A 24,867-nucleotide genomic window follows, 5' to 3' on the forward strand; every position below is an offset into this window, starting at 1 on the left:
GCAGCTCGTCGTCATGCTGCTAAACGTCGCAATCAACGTCGGGGGCGAAAATGAAACTCTCCGATCTGATTACTGATGCCCAGGGCGAGCGCCTATCTCACTCCAAAATCTGGGCCAATGTGGCCTGCGCTGCTGGCACTGCTGTGTTTATCAAGCAAGGCTGGGCTGGCACGCTGACTGCTGATGTCTGGTTTGTGTATCTGGGCGTGGTGGGCGGTTACGCCGTGGCTCGCCGCTGGCTCGCGAATAAGGGGGCTGCGCAATGAGTTATCCACAACTGATTTGGCTTGCGCTCAACGGTATAGCGCTTGGCATTGCGCTGAGCGAACACGGCAAGCCTAAAACCGGCAAACACAGTTTCTGGAGCACCTTGATTGCTGTTGGCTTGGGCTATTGGATCGTCAGCGCTGGCGGCTTTTTTAGCGGGGGCCACTGATGAACTTGCTTGATCTTCTTCTCAATCGCTGGACTAGAACCATTGTTCTCGCAGTGAGTTGTGCTTGTGTCGGTGCTTATCACGGCTATCAATGGGGCCGCGCTCACGGCGATACCTTATTGGCCGCCCAGGACAAGAAACACTCAGAGCAAATGCTGACCCAGCTGCAGGCGCGTGAGTCTGATCTCAAAACAGCGATCCAGATCCGCGACGATTTAACACAAGCATTGTCGCTGGCCAACGCCGACTTGGCCGAGCAGCGCGTGCAACTTGCAAGGAAAGTACCTCATGTCACAACTGTTTACCGTTCCGCGCCGGATGCTGCGCCTCAGCCTTTGCCTGCTTGCGTGTTCACTACTGGCTTCGTGCGCGAGTGGAACTCAGCTCTCGGATTGCCCGAAGCCGGTAGCACCGCCGAAGGCGCTGACCAGCAAACCAGCAAAACCGAAAGCACTGACGGCCTCGACGCCAGCACCGTCACCCAGGCCGACATCCTCTCCAATCACATCGACAACGCCATCCGTTGCCGTGCCATTGAAAACCAATTGACAGGCTTGATTGATTGGCACCGGAGCCAGCCATGACGGACATCTTTGATCGGGCCAGCGATCTGGAGCAGTGGCAGCGTGATAAAGCGATTGCCATTGCCCGCGAGCAAGTTGAGTCGACGGTAACTTCGCTGGGTTGCCACGATTGTGGTGAGCCTATACCAGAGGCGCGCCGCAATGCTCAGCGACACTGTACGCGCTGTGTGCCTTGCCAAACAAAATATGAAAAAGGGAGAGCCTGATGGGCGACGTAAACAATAGCGATTTGGCAATGATGTTGGGTCGCCTGGAAGGCAAGCTTGATATGGTGCTGGCGAATCAGGAGCGCTTGAATGGTCGCGTTGATGATGTAGAAACGCGCCTGCGCCACGTTGAAGTTCAGGCTGCCAAGTCGGGTGCGATTGGTGGTGGCATTGCTGCCGTAGGAACAGCTATTGCAATCAAAATGCTTGAGCGAGTGTTTATGTAATGGCGCACCCAAAGGAAACCCGCGACAAATTACGCCGACTCTTTATTTTTGACCAGCAACCCATCGAAACGGCAGCCTTGCAATGCAATGTGCCAATTGGTACTGCACGGCGCTGGAAAAGTGATGCGCTGGCTGATGGTGATGACTGGGACAAGCTGCGTGCTGCACAGACCTTAGCTGGTGGCAGTATGGAAGAGCTGGCGCGGCAAATGTTGGCGGGTTTCTTGCTGCAATATCAGACCGCGATGGAGTCGTTAAACGCTAACGATAGCGAAGAAAAATTAACGGCCATGGCGCGGGTCAACATGCTGGCTAGCCTGGCAGACTCATACAACAAGACGGTGGCCGCCAGCCGCCGTGTCTTGCCAGAGACCAGCCAACTGGCGACGGCGATGGAAGTTGTCCAGGCGCTGGCCGGATTTATCCGTGATCGCTATCCGCAGCATGCCGCTGCCTTTATTGATGTGCTTGAGCCATTTGGCGAAGAATTAGCGAAGCGTTATGGCTAAAAATAAGCGCGATTTCCTCAAAGACTTAGCTTCACTCGCCGCCGATCTACGCCGCACCATTGAAGCTGAGGTGTGCGGCTTTGACCCAAGCCCAGCAGCAATTGCCGAGCGCCGCCTCAAGGTATTTGATCCGGTCAATGGCTTTGCATTTCTTGTTGAGAACTACTTCCCACACTACGTGAAGTTTCCAGAGCGTAGTCAGTTGCATGAGTATCTATTTACGCGCTTGCCGCAAATTGTGGCGAGCGATAAAAGTGAAACCGATGCAATTGCCGCCCCACGTGGAGAGGCCAAATCAACGCTGGTTTCGCAGTTATTTGTCATCTGGTGCGATATCACTGGGCGCAAGAAATATCCTGTGATTGCGATGGATAGTATCGACCAGGCATATCCGATGCTTGAGGCGATCAAAGCTGAGTTGGAGTTTAATCCCCGCCTGATAATGGACTTCCCTGAAGCCACTGGCCAAGGCCGTGTGTGGCAGGCCGGTACCATCGTGACTCGCAACGATGTAAAGATTCAGGTCGCTGGTTCGGGTAAAAAGCTGCGCGGTTTACGGCATGGCCCGCACCGGCCTGATCTGGCCGTGCTGGACGATATCGAAAATGATGAGCAAGTCCGTAACCCTGATCAGCGCGACAAACTGCAAGCATGGCTGACTAAAACCGTGCTGCCATTGGGTGGCGCTGCAGCCAAGTTTGACGTGGTCTATATCGGTACGATTTTGCATTACGACTCGGTACTAAGCCGAACGCTGAACAACAAGCTGTGGAAGTCGGCGCGCTTTAAGGCTGTGCTGCGCTGGCCAGATCGCATGGACTTGTGGGAACGCTGGGAAGAGCTGCTGCGCAATGATGGCGAAGATGTAGCCGATGCCTTCTATGCCGCGAAGAAAGCGGCGATGGATGAAGGATCAGTGGTGTCCTGGTCGGCACGTCCGATTGAAAAGCTGATGAAAATCCGTGCGCGTGATGGTCACTCTGCTTTTGACTCCGAGTACCAGAATGATCCAGTGGCTGGTGATGCTGCGCCTTTTGCGACATGCATCCAGTTCTGGGTCAACCGGCTTGCTGATTGGATTTTCTACGGCGCGTGTGATCCATCCTTGGGTAAGAAAGGCGCGAGCCGTGACCCGTCAGCACTCTTAGTCGGTGGTTTCAATCGCAGTACTGGCGTGCTTGATGTCGTTGAAGCCGCTATCCGTAAGCGCCTGCCGGACAAAATTATTAGCGATGTGATCAGCATGCAGCGTGAGTATCGCTGCCTGCTGTGGGTGGTGGAGTCGGTGCAGTTTCAAGAGTTCTTGCGTACCGAGTTGGTCAAGCGAGCCGCAATCGCAGGAATTCCTGTGCCTGCTCGCGCCATTATTCCGAGCACTGACAAGCTGCTGCGCATTGAAAGTCTGCAACCGCACATGGTCAATGGGCTGATTCGGCTTCACCCCAGCCAAACCACCTTGCTGGATCAGTTGCGACACTTCCCGATGGCCGATCACGACGACGGCCCTGATGCCTTGCAAATGCTGTGGATGGCCGCGACGACTGGTTTTGGCCAAATTGATTTTACACCTGTGCAACACCACTCCAGTTTTGGTGGTGGCGGTGCTTGGTAAATAAAGAGTGACAAATATGCCGAAAATTTTAGATCAGTATGGAAACCCCATTGAGCAAGCCGTGTTGCGAGAAGCGCAATCGGCCAAGCTAACCCATACTCCGCGTGAATTTGCGCAGCATCCGGCCAAAGGATTAACGCCACCACGCCTGGCGCAAATTCTTGAAATGGCTGAAATGGGCAATCTGGCTGCACAAGCCGATTTGTTTTGTGATATCGAAGAAAAAGATGCGCATGTGTTTGCCGAAATGAGTAAACGCAAGCGAGCTTTGCTGACTTTGGACTGGCGTGTTGAGCCGCCACGCAATGCCACGCCTGCCGAGAAAAAACAGGCCGAGCAAGTGCAGGAATGGCTGCTGGACATTGCAGACTTTGAAGATGTGCTGTTGGATTGCCTGGATGGGATCGGGCATGGCTTCTCTGCATTGGAGATTGATTGGCAGCGGCTTGGCAGTACCTGGCATCCACAAAGCCTGACGCACCGGCCGCAACGCTGGTTTCAAACGTTGCTGCATGATGGTAATGCTTTGCGCTTGCGTGATGGTTCTTTGGAAGGTGCTGAGCTGTGGCCATTTGGCTGGGTAATTCACAAACACAAAGCAAAAAGTGGCTATCTGACCCGTGCTGGCCTGCATCGCGTCTTGGCGTGGCCGTACCTGTTTAAGAATTACAGCGTGCGTGATTTGGCTGAGTTTCTTGAAATTTACGGCTTGCCATTGCGACTCGGTAAATACCCTAGTGGTGCGACCGAAGCTGAAAAATCGACTTTGCTCCAAGCCGTGGCGAGTATTGGCCATAATGCTGCAGGCATCATTCCAGAAGGGATGGTGATTGAATTTGTTGAGGCTGCCAAAGGAAGTTCAGACCCATTTCAAGCCATGATGGATTGGTGCGAGAAGTCGCAGTCGAAAGCCATTCTCGGCGGTACGCTCACCAGCCAGGCCGATGGTAAAACCAGCACCAATGCCTTGGGCAGTGTTCACAATGAAGTGCGCCATGATTTGATGGTATCGGATTCGCGCCAGTTGGCCAGCACGCTGAGCCGTGATTTGATCTATCCGCTGTTGGCGCTGAACGCGGGTGATATCGACCCGCGCCGTTTGCCCCAATTCGTGTTTGATACGCGCCAGGTCGGTGACATGAAGCTCTATGCTGATTCGCTGCCGAAACTGGTGGGCTTGGGGCTGCGGGTCAAAACCGACTGGGTGCATGACAAATTGGCGATCCCTGTGGCGCAAAAGGATGACGAAGTATTGGTTGCGCCACGTCCAGAAATGGCATTGCCACCTGAACTTAGGCCAAAGCCAGGTGTGGCTGATGCCAAATATCGCGCAGTGCTCACCAATGCCCAGGGCGAAGTTGTTTATCCTGATCAGCATGCGATTGATACCGCAGAGCTGCCCGATCTGGATGCGGCCATGCAAGCCTTGCTGGCCCCGCTGGTGCGTCAAATCCAGTCAGGCGACAGCCCTGAAGCGGTAAAGGCTGCACTGTCTAGTGCTTGGCCAGAGCTGGACGATGCCCAATTGCAGTCCATGTTGACACGTGCTTTATTTGTGGCCGATGTCTGGGGGCGCATTAATGGCGCTGCCTGATTTGGGTTATGCCATCGGCCTACCGCCTGAGAAAGCCATCGAATACTTTGAGACTAAAGGTTACGCGATTGGTTTTAAGTGGCAAGAGGTATGGGCGGAAGCTCATGCGAAAGCCTTTACGGTCGCTGGCGTGACAAAACTCGACGTGTTGGAAGACATCAGGGGCGAGCTTAATGCGCTACTGAAAAGTGGCGGCACGCTGCAAGAGTTTAAGAACAATTTGATTCCTAAATTAAAGCAAAAAGGCTGGTGGGGTAAGGGAAGGATGGTTGATGACGATACCGGCGAGGTCGTCGGTAAACGGCTTAATCCCCGCCGACTGGAGACAATTTTTCGCACTAATCTGCAGGCGGCGTACAGCGCTGGGCGTTATCAAGCGCAGCTTGAAGACACCGATCTGCGCCCATGGTGGGAGTATGTGGCGGTGTTGGATAATCGTACACGGCCACGCCATCGTGCGCTGTCTGGACAGATTTTTCGCTATGACGATTCGTTTTGGCGCAGCTTTTATCCACCTAACGGTTGGAATTGTCGCTGTCGCGTTCGGACTCGTAGTGAACGCGACATCGAACGAAAGTCACTGGCAACCAGTAGTAGCGAAGGCCGCTTAGGTGAAACCGAGCAGATCATCGACAAGAAAGGCACTACTCGGCATGTGCCAAGCTACACAACGCCGAGTGGCGAGGTGTTTACCGCTGATGCTGGTTTTGGCTACAACCCTGGTCGAGCCGCCTACCAGCCTGAGCTGGATCGCTATGACAAAGATGCTGCAAGACAATATGTGAAGGGAGCGCTTACTGGGCCTGCTTTTAAAAACTGGTACCAAGGTATGGATCAGGCCGTAGGTGCATTGCGCCAGGCTATGCCAGCAAGCAGCAAGAGTGAGTTGGCGAGAGTCGCTCGTCAGCAATTGACCGTTGGGCAGCGTTATCCAGTTGCAGTGTTGTCGCCGGAGTATCAGACGCTGTTGAAAGCAGAAGCCCAAACTGTTTGGTTATCCGATGACACGCTGGCTAAACAGTTGGTTAATCGGCATGGGCAGGATATTGAGTTGGCCGATTACTGGCGGGTGCAGGACGTCATCGAGCAAGCGCAATTGATCGTGCAGGATGGCGAACAAAGCCTAGTCTTTGTGCGCCAAGGTGATCGCGTATATCACGCAGCAGTAAAGGCTACACAGACAGGCAAGGCTATGTTTTTGACGTCGTTCAGAGAGAGTAATAAGGATGCTGCAGAGGCAGCAATGAAGCGCGGTAAGGTCGTGAAAAATGACCTGATAAAGAAATAGCCTCGGGAGAGACTCCCACTTCCTCTCACGCGATCCGTCTTGCGACGTTCTACGGCCGGGAGATTCACCGTGTTTCCGAGGCACAAATAGAGTATAGCCATGATTCAAGTAGAAATCGATACGTCCCGACTGGAAGCCTTGTTTGAGCGACTTGCTAAAGCTGCGGCCAGCCCTGCGCCAGCGATGCGGGCTGTGGCTGGTGTGATGCTTGATGCCGTCGAGGAAAATTTTGTTCAGGAGGGTCGCCCACGGTGGTTGGGGTTAAAGCCTGGCTATCGCACAGGTGGGCGAATACTGAACAATACAGGTCGCTTGGCCGGTAGTCTCGTGAAGTCGAGCGATGCAACAGGTGCTCAAGTGAAGGCGGGAAATTCAGAGGTTAAGTATGCCGCTATTCATCAATTTGGTGGGCAAACACGACCGCATTTGATAGTGGCGCGTAATGCCAAAGCGCTCAAATTTGGTAATCGCTATGCCAAGTCTGTAAAGCATCCAGGCTCAAAAATACCGGCTCGACCATTTTTAAAGTTGATGCCTGAGGATGAGGCTGAGATTGAATTCACTGTATCGAACTATCTACGGCAAGTGATTGAGCGGTAAGGCGGTATAAAAGCGCGGAGAGCCATTGCTGGTGAAATTTGGTGGCATTGGTGTAGTGCTGGGCGGTGTTGCGATTTTAACGCGGTATTAACGCCAGTATTGGGCATTCTTTGATTTGACATCGTACTGCCAAAGGCGTGTCAGGTATATTTCCTAAGTGTTCTTTGATGAGTCGTCAGAAAAGGAAATGTGCCATGCTGTACTTTATAGATCGAATTGATTTTGTCGGTGATGCTCCTGAATGCCATTTTCAAGACAAGGGTGTGAGGCACAGCGTCAGAAAAGGTATCGCGCATATCGTGCGTGATGAAAATGGCCAAGAGTTCGTCGCTGGCCCTTCTTGCGCTAGGCGTCATACCAAAGACACAAATTGGGGAGAGCGTGTACCTGACTTTACGAAGGGGGCGCTAATGGTGCCCGTTGAGGCTCATCCTGGTGGTGGGGGTGGAGCTGCAGGGCCGCGAGCAGATGATGATGGTGAGCCACTTGAAAATGTTGATGACTTTGCCGTGGCTTATTTGCGTTTGCGATTTGAAAAATTAGCAAAAATGGGGTTTGTAGGTGCCGCCCACGCCAAACTCGAGCCCCGTTACCAAGAGTGGCTGCAGCATAAAACTTTGAGTGAAAGTGCAAGAACTCACATCAAAAATATAGAAAAGATGGAGGGTCAGCAATACGATACGTTTAGGATGGCCAGACTTCAAAAGTGCTATGCAGTGGCATTCTTGATTCAGGCGGCTTTAAAAAATCCGATCAAAGATTATGACCGCAAGTACTTGGATTCATACAACACATGGATTAAGAAAAATTACATGCTGACCGTCCCTCAGATGGACACATTGAGAAAGATCTTTGCCAATTTGAAAGATCCATTGTTTTCCAGGGTGCAACTCACCAATTTCTAATTAACTACTGAACCCCTTCCTCCCGATTTAACCCTCTCATAGCCCCGACAATCGGGGCTATGTCGAATCTAGCTCATCTCTTCGCCGCACTGTCGGTCGAACTTAATCCCGAAAAGCTCAAAGAGCCAATCAAGCTTTTGCCAGCGGGTGAATTCCGTGCGAGCGATGGGCGGCCAGCTGAGTGCGCTGCTTGGGTTTTGGACGCAGCAAATGCAGCCGTATTGGTTGCGACAGCTGCCGCCAAAAAAACCAAAACAGTAGTCGATTACGAACATCAAACATTGCTCGCCGCCGAGAACGGAAAGCCCGCACCCGCTTCTGGCTGGTTTACCACGCTGGAATGGCGAGAAGGTGATGGCCTGTACACCGTTGTCGATTGGACTGCGGCAGCTGCTGCCGCGATAGAAGCCAAAGAATATCTCTATATTTCCCCAGTTTTCACTTACGGCAAAGATGGTCGCATTCAGCGACTGCTGCATGTTGCTTTGACCAATACGCCAGCGCTTGATGATCTTCCCGAGTTATCAGTCGCCGTACTTTCCCGCATGGCGTTTCTTTCTACTTCAACCCCAACCCAACCGGAGACTGACATGGATGAACTCCTCGAGCAGCTGCGCTGGTTACTTAATCTGCCCGTTGGAAGTACGGCAGAAGATGTAAAAGCGCAATTACAAAAATTAATGGATCAATTGAAAGGTGGCAATACAGCCGCTGCCAGTGTTGATCTGGCGGCATTGCTGGTTGAGCAGCAAACGAAGATTGCTGCCCTGTCCGCTAATCAAGCCGACCCAGCCAAGTTCGTGCCAATTGAAACCATGCGTGAGCTGCAAGGCCAACTGGCGGCACTGACGCTGCAAGTTCAACAAGGCGAAGTCGAAGAGCTGATTCAGGTTGCGCTGTCTGATGGCCGCCTGCTTGGCGCACAAGAGGCTTGGGCGCGTGATTTGGGTAAAACCAATCTGGCCGCGCTGAAGGGTTACTTGGATACCGCACCAGCTATTGCGGCACTTTCACGGCCACAAACCAAAGGCAACAGCCCTGATTCTATCCCCGCCAGTTCCGCTGGTTTTGTTGTGCCAGCGGGCTGCGAGGTGAATCAAGCTTCACTCTCATTGCACCAAGCCGCGCTGGAATATCAGCGCCTGAATGGTGTGCCTTATGAAACTGCCGTATCCATCGTGGAGAAACAGAAATGAGTCAGCAAGCTATTTCAGTGCTTGATTTGCCTTTGCAGGCTTCAGGTGCGGTGCAGGAATACCGTTGCGTTGGTTTTAACGGTGCGCAAGCCACTGTGGCCGGTCAGAAAATTCACGGCGTCGCTCGTCGCGGTGCTGCGAATGGCCAATGGTTTGAATCCACAGTGCTGGGTACCGCCGTGGCCGAAGCCGGTGGTGCGTTTGGCGCAGGCGTTGCACTCGTAACTGACGCAAATGGTCGCGTGATTGCAGCTACGGCCCTGGGCGCAACAGTTGGCACCTTGGCGGTCGCGGCTGGCGCTACGGCAGTGACATCTGCAGTGGCCAATGGTGCGGGTTCAGTTACGGGTACGCCAGCACTTGCTGGTTCAGATCTACCGCAGCACATCATCGGTTTTTCACTGCAAGCAGCAACTGGTGCAGGTGACTTTGTCGAAATTTTGGTGCGTTAACGACCGCTCGTTCAATTTTTAGGAGATACAAATGCCACAAACGAATGCCGGTGTACGGATTATTGATCCAATTCTCAGTACCGTTGCCCAAGGTTATGCCAACCAAGAATACGTCGGGATGAACTTGTTCCCAGGCGTACCGGTTTCGGCTTCCGGTGGTCAGATCTTGGAGTTTGGTCGCGAGGCCTTCCGTTTGTATTCATCAGCTCGCTCGCCTGGTTCTGGTACTCGTCGCGTGCAATACGGTTACTTGGGCCGCCCGTTTGCGCTGGAAAACCATAGCCTGGAAGGTATGGTGCCGCGTGAGCATCAGCGTGATGCGGCTCAAGTGCCTGGTATTGATCTGGGCAAAGGTGCCGTGAAAAAAACCATGAAGGCGCTGCAGTTGTCATTGGAAGTAGCCCAGGCAACCGTTGCAACTAACGCGGCCAATTATCCAGGGACAAACAAAGTTGCATTGGCTGGTGCGGCCAAATGGTCTGATCCAGGTTGCGACATTGTCGCAGGGGTCGATGTGGGTCGTGAGGCGATTCGCTCTCAGTGTGGCCTGTATCCAAACGTACTGGTGTTGTCACCTGTCGCATTTAACGCGGCCAAAAACAATCCGAAGATTGTGGCGCGTTTTCAGTACACCAGCGCGCAGTCCATTACGCCAGAAATGCTGGCAGGCATCTTCAACGTGAAAAAAGTGGTCGTGGGTGCGGCAGTGTATTGGACTGACGCCAACGTGGCCACGGACGTTTGGGGCAATAACGCGGTACTGGCGTATGTGCCAGAAGGCCAGCTCTCTGATGTGGATGAACCCTCTTATGGTTACACCTATACCATGGATGGCAATCCAGCTGCTGAGCCGCCGTATTACGACAACAACTCTAAGAGCTGGATTTATCCAGTGACCTATGAGCGCGTACCAGTCATCAGCGGGATTATCGCTGGTTATCTGATCCAAAACCCTGCGTAAGGAGTAGGCCATGTACCGCGTATTGCAACCAGTTTTGCATGGTGTTCGTGAAGGTGACGTGGTGGTTGAGCGTCGCTTTGAAGCAGGCGACTGGGCTGATTTTCCAGCCAAGGATGCCAAAGAGCTGTTGGCAATTGGTGCCATTGAGCAGGTGCCAGAACGTCCGGCAGATCGTGCCAATGAGGCTGCTGTGATAGAGGTGTCTGCACCGCAGGCCGGAAATGTTGCTGCCCCAGCGGAAACACCTAAAGCTGATGCGCCATCGGAAGCGCCTAAAGCCGACGAGGCTAAAGGTGGTGAAGAAAAAGCCAAGGCGTCAGACGCTGACAAGGCAGCTAAATAATGAGCTACGCCACTTTAACTGACATGGTATCGCGGTTCGGTGAGCGTGAAGTGATTGCGCTGACTGACCGTCACTATGCAGGAACGATTGATGATGGGGTGCTGTCAGGCGCGTTGGCCGAGGCTGCAACTGAAATCGACGCGCATCTGGCAGGTCGTTACAACACTCCATTGCAGCCCGTTCCTAGCTTGTTGGTTGGGGTGGCGTGCGATCTGGCTCGTTACCGCTTATGTGGTGCCGCTGTGGTGACGACGGAAGAAATCCGCAATCGCTACAAGGACGCAATCAAGCTGCTGGAAAAAATCTCCGAAGGCAAGCTGACCTTGGGTGGTATGCCTGCTGATGGTACTCCAGCCGCAACAACAAGCACGATTCGCTTTGTATCCGCAGGCTCGGTGTTTGGGCGGGATTCATTATGAGTACGCCAATCGCATTAGAGCAGATTGAGGAAGCGATACTGAATCGCTTGCGTCAAGGGCTTGGCCGACTCGCATTGTCAGTTGAAAGCTACGGCGGCGAACTGGATGAACTGACTGCGGATGTGGTTCGTTCTTTCCCTGCTGTTTGGGTGACATTCGGCGGTATCACAGAGTCGGCACCAACCAGCACAAGCAAGCAAATCGATAAAGTCACTGGCCAGTGGGTTGTGATGGTGGCAGCTCGTAATGTCACGACCCACAACGCCGCACGGCAAGGCTCAGCGGGTGAAGTTGGTGCTTACCAATTGGTGCGTGCAGTGCGCCGCTTGTTGCGACGGCAGGATTTAGGCATTGCCATTGATTATTTAAAGCCTGGTCGTGTACGCACGCTCTACAACACGCGAATTGCTAATCAGGCGATGTGTGTTTTTGCTTGCGAGTTTTCGACGGCGTGGCTGGAGCATGCGATGGACAACGGCGCATGGCCAATCGAAGGCAAGCCAGAAGATGCTGTCTTTAACCAGAGTCACGGAAAGAAAGACACAGAAGCGCCTGATCTGCTGCGTATCGGTGTTGATTATGACCTAACCCCTCCAGGTGACGGCAAGCCTGATGCCGCTGACCTTATTACTTTAAAGGAGTCACAACTATGAACGTGATTGCTGCACCAGGCTTGGAAGTGCCGATGGAAGAAAAACCGCGCGTCTTTATTACCGATGCGGCGGCGGTTGATGTACCCGAAACGATCTATTACCAGCGTCGTTTATTGGACGGCGACTTGTTACTGGCAACTGCATCTGCAGAAGCTCAGGGTGTTAAAACTACTCGCGCTGCAAGCGCAGATTAACGGGGGTAATCATGGCATCACGTGATATTCAGTTTGATGTTATCCCAGGCAGTATGCGAAAGCCTGGGAAGGTTTTTGAATTCAATTTGAAACTGGCGGTACGCTCGCTGCCTGGCAATCAGCAACGCTTGGTGATTGTTGGCCAGCGTTTGGCGGTTGGCCCAGTCGCAGCAGCAGCGCCGATTGATGTGTTCAGCGATGTCGAGTCTAGCACCTACTTTGGCCGTGGTTCTGTTATTGGCCAAATGGTGGCTGCCGCGCTGGATGCAAATCCTTATGTACAGCTCACCTGCGTCGCACTGGACGATGCACCAGCTGCAACTGCAGCAACAGCCACGATTACGATCACTGGCACCGCGACAGCGGCAGGTTCGTTAGGCGTCTTGATCGGCAACGTGCAAGTCAATGCGGCCATCAGTGTCGGCGATACGCCGACTATTGTGGCTACGGCGGTTAAGGCTGCGTGCGATGCCAATCCTGATTTGCCAATGTCGGCTTCAATCGCCGCTGGTGTCGTGACTATGACAGCGAAGAACAAAGGCACATTGGGAAATCAGATCAAGCTCTCAACAGTTCAACTCTTGGGTACTGGTATCACTGCGGCAACCTCTGCGGTGGCCGGTGGCACGCTTGACCCAGATATCAGCGTAGCGACGACGCCAATTTTTGCTGCAGGCCACAACATCATTTGCTCCAGCCTGAATGACAGTACCAACCTGACCAAGCTGCGGACTTATCTGGATAGCGTTGCTTCGCCAATGGAGCAGCGTGGTGCAATCGGTGTGTATGCGCTGGCCAGCACTCTGGCAGCAGCAACGACACTGGCCAACTCAATCAATAGTGGACGAATCACCGGTGCTTTATTGCCTGGCACGATCAGCTTGCCTTGGGAGGTCGCTGCGGCGTATGCCTCAGTCATCGCGGGCGAAGAAGATCCTGCGCGTCCGCTGAATTTGTTGCCATTGGTTGGGATTGCAGCACCACCGTTGGTTAACCGTCTTGGCCGTACCGAGCAGGAAAATGCGCTTTACAACGGTGTTTCTCCGCTGGAAGTTGGCCCGGGTGAGAAAGTGCAGATTGTCCGCGCTATTACGACCTACACCAAAGATCCGCAAGGTGTTGCTGATATTAGTCTGCTGGATTTAACGACCATTCGGACGTTGGATTATGTGCGTAAAGCATTCCGCGAGCGTTTCTCTTTGCGCTTCCCGCGTGAGAAAAAAACCAAGCGGGTTCTCAAGCAGATGTGGTCAGAAGCGTATGACTTACTGCTCAAGCTCCAAGAGCTGGAGGTCGTTGAAAATGTCGAGGCCAATAAGGACAAGCTGCTGGTGCAGGAAGATTTGCAAGATCCAAACCGCGCCAATATTCGTATTCCGTGTGATGTCGTGAATGGCTTGCATGTGATTGCGGGTGTGATTGATCTGTACCTCTAATCTAAGTCGGCCGAGCGCGTCTCGGCCAAGGAGCTGCAAATGGCTTTAGAAGAATACGTTGGCGCGATTGTGTTGGAAGTGGGCACAACAGAGGTCGAAGTGATCGACTTGTCCGTCACGGTTAAAACTGGCAAGAAAATCGTTAAAACCATGAACCGGACAGGTAAGCCGCGAGGTTTTACCAAAGGTGTACAAGAAATTGATTTGGATATTTCAGTGGTGATCCCACTTTCTGGTGATTTGGACTGGAAGTCAATTCAAGGCGCAAAAATCACCGTTTTCCCAGTTTCCGAAGGTGGCAAGCGTATGTCCTATCGTGATTGCGTGGTGACAGAAGTTGGTCATAAATACACCGTCGAAAATGAAGCGCACCGCTCGCTCAAAGTCGTCGCAATGGATGAGGTGGAAGAATAATGGCTGAAGTGACAAAAGACGCGAAATCGGGCGGCGAAACAAACTCAGGCCAAAGCCTCATCAAGCGCCTAATGTACGGCGTTGAGTTTGACGGCAAGCTGCACAGTGAGTTTGATCTGCGCTTGCCGACCATGGGTGACAATATTGCTGTGTTTCAGGCTCTGCCTGAAGCCAGCGGTATGGAAGTGCATGTCTCTGTGATTGCGCGCTGCTTGACCCGACTGGGTGAAATTCCAGTCGATGTATTAAGCAGTCCAGGGTGGTTGGCTGAGCGGCTGGTCGATGATGATTATGACCTACTGTCAGCTGCAATCTTGGAGGCTAAAAAAAAGCGCAAAGAGCAGAACAGCGCCTCCTTAGTCTCCGACGCGACTATCTAATGCTTCGCCAAGTCGGGTTTAGTGGCGCTGAAGTCTCCGAAATGTCGGAGGAAGAAGCCGCTACTTACCTGACTTTCTTGCGGCCAATTGTTGTGCCTGCAGCGCCGGAGCCTCCTCCTCCTCAAGCCGATGATGCTGGCGCAGACGGCGCGCCAGTCCGTCGAATCAAATCTCTACGGCGTAAGCCTGCTCAGCGGGGTTCATGATGTCCGGCAATATGCAAGTATCAATGACCATTAAGGCCAATGATCAAGCCTCTGCAGTTCTGAATCGCTCCAAGCAAGCAGCTGTCCAGGCGGCAGAACAGGCGGCACGCGCCAGCACTACTAGCCAATCAAAAGTACAAAGCGCTTACCGTAAAACAGCCGAAGTCTATAACCGGAGCGTGACTGAGCAAACGCGCCTGGCACAGCGAGCCGCTCAAGCACGCGAGCAACTGGGTATTCGGTCTGAAAATGCCATTCAACGCGAAATCAAAGCGACTGAAGATGCGTATACACGATTGGCACGGGCAAGCAGTTTAAGCGCGTCCGAGCAGGCACGGGCTTATAGCGCCATGACCAATAAAGTAAAAGCGCTACGGACGGAAATGAACGGTGTTGAACAGCAGCAAAAGCGCATGCGCCAAAATAGTGGCGGCTCTGGTTTGGTAGGCGCAGCTGCGATTGGCACTGGCGCGGCTATTTCCCGTGATGTGATGGCCACAAATTTGCGCTTTGAGCGCGATCTGCTGGAGATGAAGCAAACCGGTGAAATGTCAGCCGCAGAGAGCCTGGTTGCCCGTAATAAATCAATGCAGGTCGCAGGCAATCAAATGCAAATGCCGTCCGATGTTTTGACCGGCCTGCGTGCATTTACATCGGCAGGTGAGAAGTTTGATTTTGCGATTAACTCAATTGAAGAGTCTGCTCGAGCAGCTACAGCATATTACTCATCAGCAGAAGTGGTCGCCAAACTGGATGTCGATGCCAAGCAAAAACTGGGTATTGCACCAGACCAGCAAAAAGCCATGCACAACATGCTGCTCTACCATGGCCGCGCCGGACGCTATGAAGTTGGCGCGATGGCACAGGATGCACCTAAAACCTTTAACACCATGGCGAATGCTGGGTTTACGGGTATTCAGGCGGTCAATCTAACTGGCGCATTAACTCAGCAATTGATGAAATTGGCACCGGCGACGCAGCCGGCTGAAGTCGCCACGTTCATGGAACACTTCTTTGGTCACTTGACCCAAAAGCACTATGTCAAAGGCTTGGCCAGCAAGGGTATCAACATCAAGAAATACATGCCCAATGGTTATTTTGGTGGTGTTGATAAGAGTGGCAAGCCGATTGGCGGCGATGCTGCTGTGCGTGATTTGATGGCTTTCTTGCGCGAATTAAAGGCTAAGAAACTGGACGATCCATTCAAGCTGTCTGAGGCTGGTTTTCGCGATATGTACACCGGAAAAGCCGCTAAGCAGATGCTGACGAATGTGGATGCGCTTGAGTCGGAAATGAAGAACGGTGCCAATGCGGCTGACAAAGACTTGGTTGGCCAGGCGGTATCAGAAATCAAAGAAGCCAATTTCGGCAAAATCAAAGCGGCTGAAATTGAAGTTGAAAAGATGAAGCTGTCCGAAACTGCGACCAAGGGAACAGGATGGATTGCTGAGCATATCCCATTGCTCGCCGCTGAAAATCCATTGTCTGCAGGTGTTGTTGGCGGCGGGATGTTGGCGAGTGCCGGTGCAGCATGGAAGTTCTTCGGGCGTGGCGGCGGCGGAGCGGCAGCGGCTGAAGATGCTGCTGGGCCATTGGCTCAGCGTGCTTCGTCATTGGCCAGCTTTGCAAAAATGCTTGGCCCAATGCTGGCAATCAATAGCATTGCCACGATGGGTTCTGATGCTGAAAACGATGAAGTATTGAATGGCGATGCAAAGTGGAAAAAGCTTCGTTCTCAATATTCGCAGCAAGACATTGATGCGGCCAGGCAGAAGTACCAGCCTTGGTACCAGTTTGGCTCTGGCTACGCTTCTGAAAATGAGCAGTGGCTGAAGCAATACAAAGCTCAGCCTGCGCCAACGACACAGCAAGATGCTGAACGGATGCTGCAGTACGCGGATAAATTCAATTCAGCCGCCGACAAAATGATATTGGCTGCAGATCGGTTGGCCAATCCTGCTCCGATTGATGTACGGGTGCAGGGTGGCGATATCGTCGCTCAGATGAATCAATGGCACATCACACGGGCAGGGAGAGGCTAATGGGAGGCGATGCAAGTGGCTTGGAAAGATAATCTGCTGGATGGCCGTTATCGGAATGTTGCGCTGGAAGTCATTTCTTGCGAAGAAAGTGGCGGCCATGATGTAGCTAGGCACGCCTACCCATACCGCCCAGGTATTGAAGCTGAGGATTTGGGCTTAAAGGAGCGAACCTTTCATTTTTCGGTTGCCTTTTGGGGGGATGACTACGAAACACCGCTGATGGCGCTAACTAAAGCATTGTCAATGGAAGGCATTGGTGAGTTGGTGCATCCAGTGTGGGGCAGCATTTGGGTGCAGCCTACGGATTGGAGTTCAGTTTTTCAGGCCGAAGATCCTGATTATGTTGCCATCAAGATTACGTTCGTAGAGGCAGCTAAGCCGACTGAGCTATTCATTCGACAAACTCCAACACTGGTTGCCGAGGCGGCATTGATCGCTGATGAGCCTGTGCTCGAGCACGCAACCAATGCGCTGGATTCGTCGATCGACAAATTAAAATCATCGCTGCCGCTGGATCAATTGAATGCCATGTCAAGCCTGATGAATGACACTTTGGGCGGTATCCAGGGCGAAATTACCGGAGCCATTCGCACAGTACAAAATGCGATTGATGCGCCTCGTGCCTGGGCAGGCGAAATGCTGGATAGTGTTTATGGCGTTGTTTCGCCATTGCGCCTTAATCCCAGCAATCTATTTGGTGGCTGGCGTAATTTGCTCAGCGATGCTCAGCGCATTGGCCGAATGCCAAAGCAAATTAAAACCGGTTCGCTTTCATCTAATACAGGTGCGAGTGTGCCGGTCAATACGGCCTCCATTACGGCTCATCCACGTGATGTTCAAACGGTTCAGCGTTTTGTCCAGGCGGGCAGTGCTGCGGCCTTGGCCAGTAGTGCCGCAACAGTGTTGGTGGCCGAGGCCAAAGCGCCTACTTTAACGCCGCCACAGATTGAGCAAATGGTGGGTGATGTGCGCAGTGAAATTATGAATGCGGTTGAGGCACTGCAAAACGATACCGAGGCCAATACGGTTGCAAGTGAAGAAGCCGGAGAGCGATTGCTGCAATATCGACCAGTGGTTGAAGCGCTCAAGACGCTGGCATTGGCGGTGCAGGATGCTGGCCGGGCAGTGCTGTTGCGTCGGCCACCGTTAATTAATCGCGAAGTGCCATTCCCCGCCAATCTGCGCTTGCTGGCTCATCACTGGTATGGCGATCACAGTCGTGCTGAAGAGCTGATGCGCCTAAACCCACAAATTCGTAATCCAAACGATATTCATACTGCTGAGGTGCTTCGTGCCTACGCCAAATAATGTACAGGCCGAGCGCCTTACTTTGCTGATTGATGGCAAGGCGCACGATGACTGGGATCGTTATGAGGTCGATAGCGACTTATTTATTCCTGCTGATGCTTGGAGCCTGGAGCTGGGGATTGGTACTGGCCAGCAAGTGCCAAAAATCATTAGTGGCACGCCGATCCGCTTAATGTTGGGTGATGATGTGGTGATGTCCGGTGCGCTGGATACACGTGATCATAGTGTTCATCCAACTTCTCATACCTTGAGTCTACGAGGTCGCGATGGCGCTGGCCAACTGGTTGACAGCTCCGCGCCGGTATTTGCCAGTAAGCAAAATACCCTTTCAGAAATCGTTAATAGCATTGTGAGGCCGCTAGGGATTCGCAAAGTTCGCGTGCTGGATAAAGGCGCTCGGCAAGATAAGGTGAATGTTGAGCCTGGCGATATGGCATGGGATGCACTGCAGCACGCCGCAGAAGCGGCGGGCCTGTGGCCGTGGTTTGATCCCGATGGCACCTTGGTGGTGGGTGGCCCTGACTATAAAACGCCAGAAGTGGGTACTTTGGTGCTTGGCCCTGCAACGGGTAACGAAATGTCAGTTGAGAGCCTGCAAGAAGTGACCGATTTGCAGCGTCGTTTTTCTGAGATCACTGTACTTGGCCAGGCACATGGCAGTGATGGCGAAGGCCAGCATGCCATTAAAGTCACGGTCAAAGATCCAAGCATGACGATCTACCGTCCCAAAATCGTGATCGATCACGAGGCCAATAATCGCACCACAGCCCAGTCACGGGGGCGCAAGCTGTTGGCTGATTCGCGATTGAATGCTTATCTGGTGGCCATTTCACTAAAAGGCCATCGTGCGCCGAATGGTAAGCCTTGGCAGCCTGGTATGCGGGTACGCGTCCGCTCCGCTGTGCATGGCATTGATGCGGTGCTGTTTTGTACTGCACGCAAATTCAAAGGTGGCCGTGGCCAGCCCTCGCTAACGCTATTAACGCTAAGAGAAGATGGTGTATGGGTATTAGATGCGCACCCACATCAGCGTAAACATCGGCGCGGTAAAAACTATTCTGGTGATGTGCTTGAAACGGATGACAAATAATGTGGACGCAAATTGATCAGCGGATTAAACGCGCACTAAATGGTATCCGGTTGGCTTTTCGTGGTCGGGTTACGACAGTGAAAAATACTGGGCCGGTGCAACTGGTGAGCGGTCAAGGCTTGGCAGGCGAACCCATACTGGATGCTGAATTATTTCAGCAGTTTGGTTTATGCACCGTGCCACCTGAAGGTTCAATGTTGATCGCCCTCCCTGTTGGTGGGAAAAGTAGCCACAGCATTATTGTGGCGACTGAACACGGCAACTACCGCCTCAAAATTCTGAAGTCTGGCGAGGCCGCGCTGTATAGCCAGGACGGCGCTTATGTCGCAGTGCGTCGGGGGCGAGTTGTTGAGTCGGTTTGTGACGACTTTATTGTCACAGCGAAGAATAGCGTCCAGTTCAAAACGCCGAAGGTCGAAACTACAGGCTTGATTAATGCAGCCCTAGATATTACTGACAAGGTGGGATCTGGCGGCAAAAGCATGGCAGCGATGCGCTCAAGTTATAACGATCACGATCACAGAGAGAACAATCAGGCAGGCGGCAATACCAGCAAGCCAAATCAGCAAGTTTAACCAGCCCTTTTTGCATCCCACTGAACCCCATCCCCCCAGATGGGGTTTTTCTTTTGCCTCATGCTCTGGGGTATGGAGCCTTTACTTAATCCCACCACTGGCGGTTACACCGGCCAGCGCGCCAAGTCGCTGGAAAACGCCGTTTATCTTCGCCTGATGACGCCGCTTGGCTCGTATTGGGCTAATCCGTTGCTGGGTTCGCGCCTGCATGAATTGGCGCGTGAGAAAGACGTTTCCCGTGTTGGGCTGCTGGCCAAACAGTACGCCGAGCAAGCACTGGCTACGCTGATGCCGACCGAAGCGCAAAGCATTGAAGTGACTGCCCAGCAACCGCATAACGGTTGGCTCTTGCTTGAGATTAAGGCCGTGGCCGTCGATGGCCAAGAACATGTTTATCAACATCCAGTTGCAGTGAGGGGTTGATGTGAGTTTCACGCCGCTAAACTTTGACGCTATCTACGCCAACCTGATGCGTGACATTAACAATCTGGCTGACGATGCTCGGATTGCAGGTGATTCGGATTGGGCGATTCGTGCGGCCTCTGTCGCGTCGGCGGTAGAGGGTTTGTATCAGCATCAGGTCTGGATCAAAAAGCAGATTTTTCCTGATGATGCGGATAAAGAATATCTGGAAAAGCATTGCGCTCTGCGCAAAATCTTTCGCAAGGATGCCGTGCCAGCTGGTGGCAATATCACGGTTTCAGGTGTCGCAAATACGCCATTTAACGCAGGGTTAACGCTGGTTAATCGGGATGGCCGCGTGTATGTCACCACGGCGGCGGCTGTGCTGGATGGCAATGGTAGCGCGCTCGTTGCGGTACAAGCCTTGGTCGCCGGTGAAGCCGGTGATCTCGTTGCTGGTGAGGCGCTGACTTTTCAAGCGCCGCCCAATGGCATCACAACTGCTGTGAGCGCCGGTATCACCGGTGGGCTTGATCAAGAGTTGGATGCCAATCTGCTTGGCCGCCTGCTTGATCGGATTCAGCATCCACCTGCTGGTGGCAATAAATATGACTTCCGTCGCTGGGCTTTGGAAGTGCCAGGCGTGACAGCGGCTTATGTTTACCCTCTACGTCGTGGCGAAGGTACGGTTGATGTGGTGATTACTGCAGGCAGTCAGTTGCCTGCGCCTTCGGTGATTGCGGCAGCGCAAGCGCATGTTGAAGATGTTCGTCCAGTCACAGCAAAAGGTGCTTTGGTACTGGCTCCGACGCTTCGCACTGTCGCCATCACCGCCAGCGTCCGTGCCGCAGCGGGTTATTCCTTGGCCACATTGCAAACTGCGTTGCAGTCCGTGGTTGATAACTACTTTTTAACGCTCGCGCCTGGTGATTCAGTCATCGCCAATAAACTGTCTGGTCTGCTCAATGCGGTGCCAGGCGTGGCCGATTGCCAGCTGACCGCGCCGAGTGCCAACGTGGTGCCGGTCATTGATGCCAATAAAGTCGAATGGCTGCGTGCTGGTGTCGTGGCCTTTGGGGCAATGTGATGAATCACGCTGAATTGCTCGCCCGATTGTTGCCACCTGTCAGCTACGACCCCAATGAGCCGCGTCTCAGTACTGAGTTGGGGCGCGAAGGTAAAGCGCTAGATCGCGCCTTGGAAGATGCCAATAAGGTACTCGGCGCGGTCACACCCTATGCCGCCTTCAGCATGATTGCCGATTGGGAACGGGTTTGTGGCTTGGTGCCTGCTGCCGGTGCTAGCTATCAAATGCGCGTTGATGCCGTCGTGGCCAAGCTCAATGAGACCGGTGGCCTGTCTATCCAGTACTTCACCCAGCTGGCCGGAGCGATGGGATATACCGTGCAGATTACCGAGCCGCAACCGTTTCGCGCCGGTGTGAATCGTTGCGGTGAGCGGATCGCCTATCCCGACATCATTTATTGCTGGTTCGTCACCGTAACGACGAACTTGAGCCAGAGCTATCAATTCCGCGTGGGTACGTCGCTTGCCGGTGAGCGCTTGCTGCAATTTGGCGATCCGCAACTTGAAACCATTTTTAACGAACTGAAGCCTGCGTGGACGCGGGCGCAGTTCTTCTATCCGTGAGGGTTAAATGTTACCGATTCAAACCCCTGATAATTTATTTCATGCAGGAACACCTGGTGGTGAGTTGGGCACGATTGTTACTGATACTTGGCTCAACAGCGTGCAGGGCGAACTGCTGGCGGTATTCGCTGCGGCAGGTATTGCCCCAGCAGCAGCGAACAATCAATTACTGGCGGCAATTCAGGCGCTTGCCCCCTCGTTTTCTGATCAGACAGGGGTTTTGTCAGTAAATGGCTGGTTTCAGATCCCAATCAAAGTGGCAGGCGTAAAGCGCAATTTGATTGTCAATTATATCCAAGGGAAAAGTTTCGCTTCTTCAGGGGCAGTTACGGATGTGACCACATTGCCGATTACATTTCCAAATGTTCGCTTGGCCACGGTTATTGGACATTTCAACAATGGGGCGGCGACAGAGGCTCCAGTGGTAATGCGTAGCGCGGGCACTACTTTGTCGCAGACGACAGTGTATTGCGCCAATGCGGTGGCAACCGCTACCGGTTATTCATACATTGCGATTGGTTATTGAGGGGGGGACATGGAGATTAAGTATTCAGCCAAAACGGGTGGTTTTTATTATGTCGGCGTGAATTTGGATATTCCCGCTGATGCGGTAGATGTTACTCCTGCTGAGAAAGAGCGCCTTCTGCAGCTTGAGTTATCAGGAAAGATCATTCGGCCAAATAAAGATGGTTATCCCGAGGCGGTTGATCCACCGCCGATGACCATTGAACAGGAGAAACTGATTTATTCCCGCGCTGTTCAGGAGCGTCTGGATTCGGTTGCCGTCGAGCATGGGTATGACGACATCAAGACGGCGGTGTCTTATGCCGAAGAGCCTGCCGTCCCGAAGTTTCAGCATGATGGCAAGGCGTTTCGTGCTTGGCGCTCGTTGGTGTGGGCGTATGTGTATGAGCAGCTCGATTTGGTTCTGTCCGGCAAGCGGCAGAAGCCAACTGTTGAGCAATTGCTTATTGAGTTGCCAGTTTTAACGGGGCTCTAGGATGTATTTGATCTTATCTTTTTTGATGGTTTGGTTGTTGCTGGTGATGATTGATGTGGCCGGCTTGGCGCGTATTTGTCAGTGGCCTTTCTTGGTGGCTCTCAGTCTGCTCTTTACCACCTTTGCAATATTAGTCGCACCGATCATTGCTTTGTTTGTGCAGCCCAACGGCTATCTACCGCGCTGGCTGTGGTGGTTTCAAACGCCTGATAGCAAGATGGATGGTTGTCATGGGGATGCGAATTTCTGCGCTACCCACGCGCCAGGCTGGTGGACTTATGTGCTGTGGCAATGGCGCAATCCTGCGTGTGGGTTTTCCAGCTGGCTGGGCTGCCGTTTTGATAATCCACGTTTCCGTTGGTTTGGTAATCCACGTTCCAGCCGCACGCCAATGTATGTACAGGGCTGGTACTTGATCTGGCTGACCGATGATCAGGGTCGTCATGCCTTTGAGTTTAGCGCGGCATGGCCTTCTTTGTTCGGGCGCTGCTGGAATATCCGTATTGGCTGGAAATTGGCCAATCTACTGCGAGACCCAACTGAGAACATCATGATCTGCCACCGCATCAACCCCTTGGCGGAGCGTGGACATGCGTCGGCAACTTGATTTTGTAGTGCCCTAACTCGGCAGAAGCGCCAAGCCAAAACGAGCGCAATCAACCGTGGAGTATATATATGTAAATTGCTGGCCTGCCTGTGGCCTAGTAATGGGCGATCTGAACAGCGACCGAGTGGGTGCGTCAACATCCACTCGGACAGCTGACTAGCAGGATATGCTGCAAGCCAACCCAAGGCTGCTACTTTTGCGCAAAAGTGTGAGCAGTTTAGCGGGATATTTGTCACTTACAAAGTGCTTGCCATGATTAACTCTATCCGTTGCGGCCAGTGTGACCGCAAATTGGCCGAAGGCCGCTATCTTGAACTCAGTATTAAATGCCCTCGCTGTGGCAATCTGAATCAATATCAATCTATCTCAGAGCGCCATCGAGCGCCGAACCAAGGAAAGCACGATGGAAGCGTCCCCCATCATTCCGTGGCTAGGCGGCAAGCGCCGAATAGCTGATTTGATTATCCCTTTGTTCCCCAAGCATGACTGCTATGTTGAGCTGTTTTGCGGTGGGGCTGCCTTATACTTCCTGCGCCACGTGCCTGCCAAAACGGAAGTGCTTAACGATGTGAATGGCGACCTGATTAATCTCTATCGCGTTGTCCAGCACCACATGGAAGAGTTTGTACGCCAGTTCAAGTGGGCGATCAGCAGCCGCCAAATCTTCAAGTGGCACCAGATGACACGCGTTGAAACTCTGACCGATATCCAGCGTGCCGCTCGTTTCTATTACCTGCAGCAACATGCCTTTGGCGGCAAGGTGCAAGGGCAATCATTTGGCACAGCTACAACGGGCAGCCCAATCAATCTATGCCGGATCGAAGAAAACCTCAGCGCTGCCCATTTGCGCCTAGCCGGTACTTACGTTGAGAATCTGAGCTGGCTGGAATGCCTGAAGAAATACGACCGCCCTCACACCTTCTTCTATGCCGACCCGCCGTACTGGCAAACCGAAGGCTACGGTGTGCCATTCGAGTGGGAGCAATACGAGCTGCTGGCCGAGGCGATGCGCACCTGCAAGGGCAAGATGATAATCAGTATTAACGATCACCCCGACATTCGTGCCTGCTTCGCGGAGTTCCACATGGAGGAACTGGGTATTAAATACAGCGTAGCCAATACCCATGGCGCACCGGAAACCAGCAAGGAGCTAGTTATTACCAACTGGGTGCCAGATGCGCTGGGAGGGCTTTTTTAACGCTTATAAAGCAAAGCCCCGCAACAGCGGGGCTTGTGACAATTGTTGTGCAATTTGTGCGGGCTGGCCTGTGCCAATTATTTTGCAAATTCGTGCCAAAATGCGCGCCGCGCTACAGGGCGGGTTGGGTTTATCAACCCGTGCTGATCTGTAATTTGGATTTTCGCCATATTGGCGGGTTACGCCTGCGGCTAACCTGCCCTACATTTTGTGGTCTTTTGCGCCGTTGGCGCGATGTTTTAATGCGCGTTCCGCCGCGCAGACGGGAAGGGATATTTGCTTCGCCAAATACCCCTTCACCCCAAAGGCGACCCGGGCGAAAAGCGCTCCGCGCTGCCCTTGCTTCGTCGTGAGCCAAACGATAAAGCCGTTCGTCTCCC

33 protein-coding genes are annotated in these 24,867 nt (G+C 53.0%); all 33 read left to right on the forward strand.

Going from position 1 to position 24,867, the window contains the following annotated elements; genetic code table 11:
* Nucleotides 1-50: 50 nt before the first annotated feature.
* Nucleotides 51-266: a hypothetical protein gene (locus L991_RS13565; RefSeq protein ID WP_047396520.1), complete on the forward strand. Its 216-nt coding sequence runs from the start codon at nt 51-53 to the stop codon at nt 264-266.
* A complete protein-coding gene (locus L991_RS17375; protein ID WP_156129088.1) occupies nt 263-436 on the forward strand; it encodes a hypothetical protein in 174 nt (57 codons plus the stop codon). The genes L991_RS13565 and L991_RS17375 overlap by 4 nt, the downstream gene beginning before the upstream one ends.
* A complete protein-coding gene (locus L991_RS16645) occupies nt 436-1,020 on the forward strand; it encodes a hypothetical protein (protein ID WP_052190896.1) in 585 nt (194 codons plus the stop codon). The genes L991_RS17375 and L991_RS16645 overlap by 1 nt, the downstream gene beginning before the upstream one ends.
* A complete protein-coding gene (locus L991_RS13575; protein WP_047396523.1) occupies nt 1,017-1,226 on the forward strand; it encodes a TraR/DksA family transcriptional regulator in 210 nt (69 codons plus the stop codon). Before L991_RS16645 ends, L991_RS13575 begins: the two co-directional genes overlap by 4 nt.
* The gene (locus tag L991_RS13580; protein ID WP_047396525.1) at nt 1,226-1,453 is read left to right on the forward strand and encodes a hypothetical protein; all 228 of its coding nucleotides are present in this window, start codon (nt 1,226-1,228) and stop codon (nt 1,451-1,453) included. The genes L991_RS13575 and L991_RS13580 overlap by 1 nt, the downstream gene beginning before the upstream one ends.
* Nucleotides 1,453-1,962 (forward strand): DUF1804 family protein, encoded by a 510-nt coding sequence (locus L991_RS13585; RefSeq protein ID WP_047396528.1) that lies wholly within the window; start codon nt 1,453-1,455, stop codon nt 1,960-1,962. The genes L991_RS13580 and L991_RS13585 overlap by 1 nt, the downstream gene beginning before the upstream one ends.
* A complete protein-coding gene (terL, locus tag L991_RS13590) occupies nt 1,955-3,574 on the forward strand; it encodes a phage terminase large subunit (protein ID WP_047396530.1) in 1,620 nt (539 codons plus the stop codon). Before L991_RS13585 ends, terL begins: the two co-directional genes overlap by 8 nt.
* A 16-nt stretch (nt 3,575-3,590) precedes the next feature.
* Nucleotides 3,591-5,168 (forward strand): DUF935 domain-containing protein, encoded by a 1,578-nt coding sequence (locus L991_RS13595; protein WP_047396532.1) that lies wholly within the window; start codon nt 3,591-3,593, stop codon nt 5,166-5,168.
* Nucleotides 5,155-6,456 carry a phage minor head protein gene (locus L991_RS13600; protein WP_047396534.1) on the forward strand — a complete coding sequence of 434 codons (1,302 nt, stop codon included), beginning with the start codon at nt 5,155-5,157 and terminating at the stop codon, nt 6,454-6,456. Before L991_RS13595 ends, L991_RS13600 begins: the two co-directional genes overlap by 14 nt.
* A gap of 99 nt (nt 6,457-6,555) precedes the next feature.
* Complete coding sequence (locus L991_RS13605; protein WP_047396535.1) at nt 6,556-7,056, forward strand: phage virion morphogenesis protein; 501 nt, start codon at nt 6,556-6,558, stop codon at nt 7,054-7,056.
* A gap of 194 nt (nt 7,057-7,250) precedes the next feature.
* Nucleotides 7,251-7,961: a hypothetical protein gene (locus L991_RS13610; protein ID WP_047396537.1), complete on the forward strand. Its 711-nt coding sequence runs from the start codon at nt 7,251-7,253 to the stop codon at nt 7,959-7,961.
* Between the two features lie 59 nt (nt 7,962-8,020).
* Complete coding sequence (locus tag L991_RS13615; protein WP_052190897.1) at nt 8,021-9,157, forward strand: phage protease; 1,137 nt, start codon at nt 8,021-8,023, stop codon at nt 9,155-9,157.
* Nucleotides 9,154-9,609, forward strand: a complete 456-nt coding sequence (locus L991_RS13620; protein ID WP_047396539.1) for a capsid cement protein — start codon at nt 9,154-9,156, stop codon at nt 9,607-9,609. The genes L991_RS13615 and L991_RS13620 overlap by 4 nt, the downstream gene beginning before the upstream one ends.
* Nucleotides 9,610-9,640: 31 nt before the next feature.
* Nucleotides 9,641-10,570 (forward strand): hypothetical protein, encoded by a 930-nt coding sequence (locus tag L991_RS13625; RefSeq protein WP_047396541.1) that lies wholly within the window; start codon nt 9,641-9,643, stop codon nt 10,568-10,570.
* A gap of 10 nt (nt 10,571-10,580) precedes the next feature.
* Nucleotides 10,581-10,913 carry a hypothetical protein gene (locus L991_RS13630; protein ID WP_047396543.1) on the forward strand — a complete coding sequence of 111 codons (333 nt, stop codon included), beginning with the start codon at nt 10,581-10,583 and terminating at the stop codon, nt 10,911-10,913.
* Nucleotides 10,913-11,332 (forward strand): gp436 family protein, encoded by a 420-nt coding sequence (locus L991_RS13635; RefSeq protein WP_047396545.1) that lies wholly within the window; start codon nt 10,913-10,915, stop codon nt 11,330-11,332. Before L991_RS13630 ends, L991_RS13635 begins: the two co-directional genes overlap by 1 nt.
* The gene (locus L991_RS13640; RefSeq protein WP_052190898.1) at nt 11,329-11,985 is read left to right on the forward strand and encodes a DUF1834 family protein; all 657 of its coding nucleotides are present in this window, start codon (nt 11,329-11,331) and stop codon (nt 11,983-11,985) included. The genes L991_RS13635 and L991_RS13640 overlap by 4 nt, the downstream gene beginning before the upstream one ends.
* Complete coding sequence (locus L991_RS13645; protein ID WP_047396548.1) at nt 11,982-12,179, forward strand: DUF2635 domain-containing protein; 198 nt, start codon at nt 11,982-11,984, stop codon at nt 12,177-12,179. The genes L991_RS13640 and L991_RS13645 overlap by 4 nt, the downstream gene beginning before the upstream one ends.
* Before the next feature lie 11 nt (nt 12,180-12,190).
* Nucleotides 12,191-13,615, forward strand: a complete 1,425-nt coding sequence (locus L991_RS13650; RefSeq protein ID WP_047396550.1) for a phage tail sheath C-terminal domain-containing protein — start codon at nt 12,191-12,193, stop codon at nt 13,613-13,615.
* A 39-nt stretch (nt 13,616-13,654) separates the two neighbouring features.
* Nucleotides 13,655-14,029, forward strand: coding sequence for a hypothetical protein (locus L991_RS13655; protein ID WP_047396553.1), 375 nt, complete (start codon nt 13,655-13,657; stop codon nt 14,027-14,029).
* Nucleotides 14,029-14,409 (forward strand): phage tail assembly protein, encoded by a 381-nt coding sequence (locus tag L991_RS13660; protein WP_052190899.1) that lies wholly within the window; start codon nt 14,029-14,031, stop codon nt 14,407-14,409. Before L991_RS13655 ends, L991_RS13660 begins: the two co-directional genes overlap by 1 nt.
* 229 nt (nt 14,410-14,638) lie before the next feature.
* Complete coding sequence (locus tag L991_RS13665; RefSeq protein WP_156129089.1) at nt 14,639-16,657, forward strand: hypothetical protein; 2,019 nt, start codon at nt 14,639-14,641, stop codon at nt 16,655-16,657.
* 15 nt (nt 16,658-16,672) lie between these two features.
* Entirely contained in the window at nt 16,673-17,965 is a 1,293-nt protein-coding gene (locus L991_RS16650; protein ID WP_197053900.1) for a DNA circularization protein, read from the forward strand.
* Nucleotides 17,949-19,055 (forward strand): phage baseplate assembly protein, encoded by a 1,107-nt coding sequence (locus L991_RS13675; protein WP_047396556.1) that lies wholly within the window; start codon nt 17,949-17,951, stop codon nt 19,053-19,055. Before L991_RS16650 ends, L991_RS13675 begins: the two co-directional genes overlap by 17 nt.
* Nucleotides 19,055-19,630, forward strand: coding sequence for a phage baseplate assembly protein V (locus L991_RS13680; RefSeq protein WP_047396558.1), 576 nt, complete (start codon nt 19,055-19,057; stop codon nt 19,628-19,630). The genes L991_RS13675 and L991_RS13680 overlap by 1 nt, the downstream gene beginning before the upstream one ends.
* Before the next feature lie 72 nt (nt 19,631-19,702).
* The gene (locus L991_RS13685; protein WP_047396560.1) at nt 19,703-20,053 is read left to right on the forward strand and encodes a phage GP46 family protein; all 351 of its coding nucleotides are present in this window, start codon (nt 19,703-19,705) and stop codon (nt 20,051-20,053) included.
* A 46-nt stretch (nt 20,054-20,099) separates the two neighbouring features.
* Complete coding sequence (locus L991_RS13690; RefSeq protein ID WP_081986697.1) at nt 20,100-21,119, forward strand: baseplate J/gp47 family protein; 1,020 nt, start codon at nt 20,100-20,102, stop codon at nt 21,117-21,119.
* Entirely contained in the window at nt 21,119-21,682 is a 564-nt protein-coding gene (locus L991_RS13695; RefSeq protein WP_047396562.1) for a YmfQ family protein, read from the forward strand. Before L991_RS13690 ends, L991_RS13695 begins: the two co-directional genes overlap by 1 nt.
* Before the next feature lie 7 nt (nt 21,683-21,689).
* Nucleotides 21,690-22,208, forward strand: coding sequence for a hypothetical protein (locus tag L991_RS17525; RefSeq protein WP_197053901.1), 519 nt, complete (start codon nt 21,690-21,692; stop codon nt 22,206-22,208).
* A gap of 9 nt (nt 22,209-22,217) precedes the next feature.
* Nucleotides 22,218-22,682 carry a hypothetical protein gene (locus L991_RS16655; protein ID WP_052190901.1) on the forward strand — a complete coding sequence of 155 codons (465 nt, stop codon included), beginning with the start codon at nt 22,218-22,220 and terminating at the stop codon, nt 22,680-22,682.
* 1 nt (nt 22,683) lies between these two features.
* The gene (locus L991_RS13710; protein ID WP_047396563.1) at nt 22,684-23,289 is read left to right on the forward strand and encodes a hypothetical protein; all 606 of its coding nucleotides are present in this window, start codon (nt 22,684-22,686) and stop codon (nt 23,287-23,289) included.
* Between the two features lie 252 nt (nt 23,290-23,541).
* Nucleotides 23,542-23,745, forward strand: a complete 204-nt coding sequence (locus tag L991_RS17080) for a Com family DNA-binding transcriptional regulator (protein WP_081986698.1) — start codon at nt 23,542-23,544, stop codon at nt 23,743-23,745.
* Nucleotides 23,693-24,487 (forward strand): DNA adenine methylase, encoded by a 795-nt coding sequence (locus tag L991_RS13715; protein WP_047396566.1) that lies wholly within the window; start codon nt 23,693-23,695, stop codon nt 24,485-24,487. The genes L991_RS17080 and L991_RS13715 overlap by 53 nt, the downstream gene beginning before the upstream one ends.
* Nucleotides 24,488-24,867: the final 380 nt, after the last annotated feature.

The organism is Chitinibacter sp. ZOR0017, assembly GCF_000799095.1.
Classification (GTDB): domain Bacteria; phylum Pseudomonadota; class Gammaproteobacteria; order Burkholderiales; family Chitinibacteraceae; genus Chitinibacter; species Chitinibacter tainanensis.